Here is a 5,349-nt window from a genome sequence, read left to right on the forward strand (position 1 = left end):
CCCACGAACAACAATTCCCCGGAGCCCCCAACCCATGACCAACCTCAAGCGCTGGGTGCTGCAGCACCGCCCGGTCGGCGACATCAAGGCCGGCGACCTCAAGCTGGTGGAGGAGCCGATCCGCGATCTGGCGGACGGCGAGGTCCTGGTGCGCACCCTCTATCTCTCGCTCGACCCCACCAACCGCATCTGGATGAGCGATCAGGACCAGTACATGCCGCCGGTGCAGATCGGCGACACCATGCGCGGCGGCTCACTGGGCATCGTGGAGCGCTCCCGCTCCGACCGGTTCAAGCAGGGCGATGTGGTCAACACGGGCCTGGGCGGCTGGACCAGCCACGTGATCGCGAATGGTGGCATGCTGATGCCGGCGCCGCAGCTGCCGGGCGTGCCGCTGACCGCCTACATGAGCGTGCTGGGGGCCACCGGCCTGACCGCCTGGTTCGGCCTGTGCGACATTGGCAAGCCGCAGCCCGGCGAGACCGTCGTCGTCTCCGCCGCCGCCGGGGCCGTGGGCTCGATCGTCGGCCAGATCGCCAAGCTGAAAGGCGCCCGCGTCATCGGCATCGCCGGGGGCAAGGCCAAGTGCGACTGGCTGGTGAACGACCTCGGGTTCGACGGCGCCATCGACTACAAGAACGAGGACGTCGGCGCGGCGCTGGACCGGCTGTGCCCGAACGGCATCGACGTTAACTTCGAGAACGTCGGCGGCGAGATCATGAACGCCGTCTTCAACCGCATGAACAACTTCGGCCGCATGCCGCTCTGCGGCATGATCTCGACCTACAATGACGATGGCCGCCCGACCGGCCCCACGGACTTCTCCCGCATCCTGATGCACAGGCTGACCGTCCGCGGCTTCATCATCACCGACTTCCTGCCCCGCGCCGCCGAGGCCATGGCCGAGCTGATCCCGTGGGTGATGGAAGGCAAGCTGAAGTGGAAGGTCCACGTCGACCAGGGTCTGGAAGGCGCAATGGACTCGCTCCAGCGCCTGTTCACAGGCGACCACGACGGCAAGCTGCTGATCCAGGTCTCGCCCGAGCCCTGATGCCCCCATCGGTGCGGGGGGCCGTCGCAAAGCCTTTGGCGGCGGCTCACCCCCTTGCCGGACGTCAGGTGAAGCCGCGCACAGTCGCGCAACCTCACGGGAGACCAACCCACCATGCCCGCCCTGCCCAAGGCCTGCATCATCGGTGCAGGATGTTCCGGCTTCACCACCGCCAAGCGGCTCCAGGACCTGGGCGTCCCGTTCGACTGTTTCGAGATGTCGGACAACATCGGCGGCAACTGGTACTTCCGGAACCCCAACGGCAAGTCGGCCTGCTACGAGAGCCTGCACATCGACACCTCGAAATGGCGCCTCGCCTTCGAGGACTATCCCGTCCCCGCTGACTGGCCCGACTTCCCCCACCACGCCCAGCTGCTGCAGTATTTCCACGACTACGTGGACCACTTCGGCCTGCGCGAGAAGATCACCTTCAACACCGCCGTCACCAAAGCCGAGCGCACCGCCGACGGCCTCTGGTCCGTCACCCTGTCCACCGGCGAGACGCGCATCTACGACGCCCTCATCGTCTGCAACGGCCACCATTGGGACGCCCGCATTCCCGACTATCCGGGCCACTTCGACGGCCCCCACTTCCACGCCCACGAATACCGCACGCCCTTCGATCCCATGGACATGCGCGGCAAGACCGTGGTCGTCGTCGGCATGGGCAATTCGGCGATGGATATCGCCTCCGAGCTGGCCCAACGCCCCATCGCCAAACGCCTGATCGTGGCCGCCCGGCGCGGCGTCTGGGTGCTGCCCAAGTACATCGACGGCAAGGTCGCCGACAAGGCTTCCATGCCCCACTGGATGCCGCGCAAGCTGGGCCTGGCGCTGGCCCGCGCCAAGATCAAGAAGACCGTCGGTCGCATGGAAGACTACGGCCTGCCCAAGCCCGACCACGAGCCACTGGAAGCCCACCCCTCGGTCTCCGGCGAGTTCCTGACCCGCGCCGGCTGCGGCGACATCACCTTCAGGCCCAATATCGCCGAGCTCATGGGCCACCAGGTCCGCTTCGAGGACGGCAGCGTCGAGGATGTGGACGCCATCGTCTACGCCACCGGCTACCGGATCAGCTTCCCGTTCTTCAGCGACCCGGCCCTGCTGCCCGACGCCGACCACCGCTTCCCGCTGTTCAAGCGGATGATGCAGCCGGGCGTACCTAACCTCTTCTTCATGGGTCTGGCCCAGCCGCTGCCCACCCTGGTCAACTTCGCCGAACAGCAGGCCAAGCTGGTGGGCGCCTGCCTCACCGGCGCATATCGCCCGCCGTCGCCGGCGGAAATGGCCGACATCACCCGCGCCGACGAGGCCCTGCATCTGGGCCCCTATTACAAGGCCGCCCGCCACACCATCCAGGTGGACTTCGGCATCTACTGCCACGACCTGATCAAGGAGATCGACCGCGGCGCCAAGCGGGCGAAGACGGCGGGCAACACCCTGCTGGTCGAGGCGCGGGCCTAGCGCTTCTCACCTCCCCCGCGTAGCGGCGGGAGGTAGCGCCCTGGGCTCTAAACCGCAAACGCCCTGGCGTCGCTCATCATCAACCCCTTCACCGAGGGCATGCGCCAGCGGCTGAAGCCCGCCAGCACCAGCAGGCCCGCCAGGATGCCGAGGTTCTTGATGAAGTTCTGCAGTTCGTGGGCGCCCGCCACGCCGCTGAAGTTCCAGAAATCGTGCATCAGCACATTGATCACCAGGATATAGGCCACAAGGCCCAGCGCGCTGAACCGCACAAACCGTCCCGTCATCAGCAGCAGGGCCCCCGCCACCTGCGCCACCCCCGCTACCACCAGCAAGGCTGCGGGGTTGGGGATGCCGTGGGCGCTCATCAGGCTGATGTTCATCGGCGCGGCCACGAACTTCAAAATCCCCGGCAACAGGAAATAGAGCGCCAACAGCACGCGCCCCGTCGTGATCATCAGGTTCGAAGTGGGTGGTGTCTGCGACATCCGCAAACGCATCACAGGACTTTCACCCCCTGTCAAACGCGCCGGAAAACGCCGGTTGATCTCGATCAACGCCGCCGACGCCGCGCCCGTGCCAGGCTGACCTCACAACAAACCCACGCCTGCGACCCCTCGAGGAACACCCCATGTACAACCACATTCTCATCTCCACGGATGGATCCGACCTCGCCCAGAAGGGCCTCGACCACGGCCTGACCCTCGCCAAGGGCCTGGGCGCCAAGGTCACCATCGTGACCGTGACCGAGCGGTTGCCGGTCTACTACGGCCTCGACGCCGGCGTGGCCGCCATGGCCTACGGCGGCTACGGCGCCAACCAGAAGGAAGCCGCCGAGAAAGTGCTCACGGCCGCGAAGGCGGCGGCGGCCAGGATGGCGGTCATGGCCGATACGGTGCTGATCGAGGACGCCCTGCCCGCAGAGGCGATCATCGAGGCGGCCAAGGCCCACGACTGTAGCCTGATCGCCATGGCCTCCCACGGCCGCCGGGGCCTCGGCCGCCTGATGATGGGCAGCGTCACGGCCGAGGTACTGGCCCACAGCCCTGTGCCCGTGCTCGTGGTGCGCTGACCTCCGCCCACAGACCGCACTTTGCCGATCGCCGGTGAGGGTTTAGTCTTCGCCCCCTGTTCAAGGGAGAAAGCGATGAGCGACGCCATCAGCCCCGGCGATCTGGTCCTCTGTGTCAACGCCGCCCCCAACCACGCCACGGGGTGGCCGGTGCCGCTCCAGGCCGGAGAGACCTACCGGGTCATCGAGATCATGGACTTCGACTGCCCCTGCGGCCGCGGCGACGCCCTGATCGACGTCGGCATCGACTTCGCCTGGTGCCAGACGCGGTTCCGGCTACTGCCCAAACCCAAGGCCCAGACCCGCGAGCACAAGGTCACCGCGCCCCGGGAGAAGGAGACGGTGCGGTAGGGGGTGGCGGAACGGCGGTATCACAAATTGCGTCTTACCTCCCCCGCGAAGCGGCGGGAGGGGGACCGCGCGCCGAGGCCGGCGCGGCCGGCCATAGAGCGCGTGGTGGAGGGGGCGAGCCCCGCGCACGGCGCGCAGGCCCGGGACATCCAGGTCGCCAAACGCCTCTCGTTGGATCTGGAGTTATGAGGATGACAACCAAGACCCTGGCCTGGGACGCAGCGACCTATCTGGAAACGCCCGAGGATGTGGCCGAGTACCTCGCCGCCGCGTTCGAAACCGGCGACCTCGAAGACGTAACCCACGCGCTCTCCACCATCGCCCGCGCCCATGGGATGACCGAGATCGCCCGGACCACCGGCCTCGCCAGAGGCTCCCTTTACAAAGCCATCGGCGAAGGCGCCAACCCGACCCTTGCCACCCTGATGTCCCTGCTGAGCGCGCTCAATGTGACCTTGAGCGTGAAGCCAAAGGCGGCGGCGTGAAGTGAGTTCTCGTCCTGGGTTGTGAATGTTGGGATACGCATGGTGTGACGTTACAATCTTCCCGGCCTGACCGACGGGGTTCACGCCAAAGCCGTTAGTGTAGGGGATGGGTAAGCTGTCCGCTTAGCTCAAGGGACAGACAATAGTCGATCAGCCCGACAAAGCTAGTTTGCCAAACACGCCCGAACCTATCAGAGCGGCGCTGCTTTTCCTTTTGGCTTTTTCGGCGGACTAGGACGACCTGAAGGAAGTAGTATCGTATCTGCTCCGAAGCGCTTTGGTGGTTGTTCCGCTGCCCCGAAATTGAACTTGCCTCCGGGGAATATCTTCTGGCCCGTAACAAGGCTCATCGCTCTAAGCCCCAATTCGGAAGCAGACGCCACCTCACGCTCAAGCCGCCTGAGGCGCTCGGCCCGAAGCGGAACACCAGGAGTTCGCGAGTGACGGGCAGCCGCGAACTCGCCACGCTCAGAAATACGCCAACCCCACACGCCGTGAACGGCGTGGTTGCGGTGCGTTTTGGCGCTCTCCGCGACCACGATGAAATTGGATACGGCTTCCCGAATGTCGCTGTTCTCGATAAAATCGAGCGATTGCTGGAGCATACTCAGCTTCGTCCCAACCATCTTGTCGCCAACTAGAAGATCGAACTGTCGTTGATTCAGTTGTTGGGCTCGCATCAGCAACTGGTCGGTGAGGAAATCCACTTGCGCCCAGATTGCGGAGATTCGGCCCAGCGCAAGGAGTTGCTTTTCATTGAGGGGAATCTCGAAAGCCGTGATGATTGGCGGAACAATGCGGGCCATGATCAAATAGTCTCCGACTGGTTTTCGGTGACATCGCGTAATTGAGGTAGGCCCATCCAGACCTGAAGATACGAAGTCGGAGCGAGTGGATCGCGCTGCTTCAAACAGGAGGATGGACCC

General features: G+C 65.1%; 7 protein-coding genes. 5 read left to right on the forward strand and 2 right to left on the reverse strand.

Going from position 1 to position 5,349, the window contains the following annotated elements:
- Positions 1-34 precede the first annotated feature (34 nt).
- Positions 35-1,051, forward strand: a complete 1,017-nt coding sequence (locus ACIQ3B_RS17850; protein ID WP_397404984.1) for an NADP-dependent oxidoreductase — start codon at positions 35-37, stop codon at positions 1,049-1,051.
- A 114-nt stretch (positions 1,052-1,165) separates the two neighbouring features.
- Complete coding sequence (locus ACIQ3B_RS17855) at positions 1,166-2,515, forward strand: flavin-containing monooxygenase (protein ID WP_397404986.1); 1,350 nt, start codon at positions 1,166-1,168, stop codon at positions 2,513-2,515.
- A 47-nt stretch (positions 2,516-2,562) separates the two neighbouring features.
- On the opposite strand, the gene ACIQ3B_RS17860 is transcribed toward ACIQ3B_RS17855, so the two are convergent.
- Positions 2,563-3,003 (reverse strand): DoxX family protein, encoded by a 441-nt coding sequence (locus ACIQ3B_RS17860; RefSeq protein ID WP_397404988.1) that lies wholly within the window; start codon positions 3,001-3,003, stop codon positions 2,563-2,565.
- Positions 3,004-3,146: 143 nt separating this feature from the next.
- Between ACIQ3B_RS17860 and ACIQ3B_RS17865 the strand changes: the two genes are divergently transcribed.
- The 3 genes from ACIQ3B_RS17865 (at position 3,147) to ACIQ3B_RS17875 (ending at position 4,423) form a co-directional block, all read left to right on the forward strand.
- A complete protein-coding gene (locus tag ACIQ3B_RS17865) occupies positions 3,147-3,587 on the forward strand; it encodes a universal stress protein (RefSeq protein WP_397404990.1) in 441 nt (146 codons plus the stop codon).
- Positions 3,588-3,662: 75 nt separating this feature from the next.
- Positions 3,663-3,938, forward strand: coding sequence for a hypothetical protein (locus ACIQ3B_RS17870; RefSeq protein ID WP_397404991.1), 276 nt, complete (start codon positions 3,663-3,665; stop codon positions 3,936-3,938).
- A gap of 191 nt (positions 3,939-4,129) precedes the next feature.
- Entirely contained in the window at positions 4,130-4,423 is a 294-nt protein-coding gene (locus ACIQ3B_RS17875) for an addiction module antidote protein (RefSeq protein WP_397404993.1), read from the forward strand.
- A 191-nt stretch (positions 4,424-4,614) separates the two neighbouring features.
- Here the strand turns inward: ACIQ3B_RS17875 and ACIQ3B_RS17880 are convergent.
- Positions 4,615-5,349: hypothetical protein (locus tag ACIQ3B_RS17880; RefSeq protein ID WP_397404995.1), on the reverse strand; the 735-nt coding region annotated here is incomplete at its 5' end.

This window comes from Phenylobacterium sp. (genome assembly GCF_044358365.1).
Lineage (GTDB): Bacteria > Pseudomonadota > Alphaproteobacteria > Caulobacterales > Caulobacteraceae > Phenylobacterium.

What these genes read in the sequence shown, in the direction of transcription:
- ACIQ3B_RS17855 (WP_397404986.1), top strand. Translation starts at nt 1,166, where the DNA reads ATGCCCGCCCTGCCCAAGGCCTGCATCATCGGTGCAGGATGTTCCGGC.
- ACIQ3B_RS17870 (WP_397404991.1), top strand. Translation starts at nt 3,663, where the DNA reads ATGAGCGACGCCATCAGCCCCGGCGATCTGGTCCTCTGTGTCAACGCC.
- ACIQ3B_RS17860 (WP_397404988.1), bottom strand. Translation starts at nt 3,003, where the DNA reads ATGTCGCAGACACCACCCACTTCGAACCTGATGATCACGACGGGGCGC.
- ACIQ3B_RS17850 (WP_397404984.1), top strand. Translation starts at nt 35, where the DNA reads ATGACCAACCTCAAGCGCTGGGTGCTGCAGCACCGCCCGGTCGGCGAC.
- ACIQ3B_RS17875 (WP_397404993.1), top strand. Translation starts at nt 4,130, where the DNA reads ATGACAACCAAGACCCTGGCCTGGGACGCAGCGACCTATCTGGAAACG.
- ACIQ3B_RS17865 (WP_397404990.1), top strand. Translation starts at nt 3,147, where the DNA reads ATGTACAACCACATTCTCATCTCCACGGATGGATCCGACCTCGCCCAG.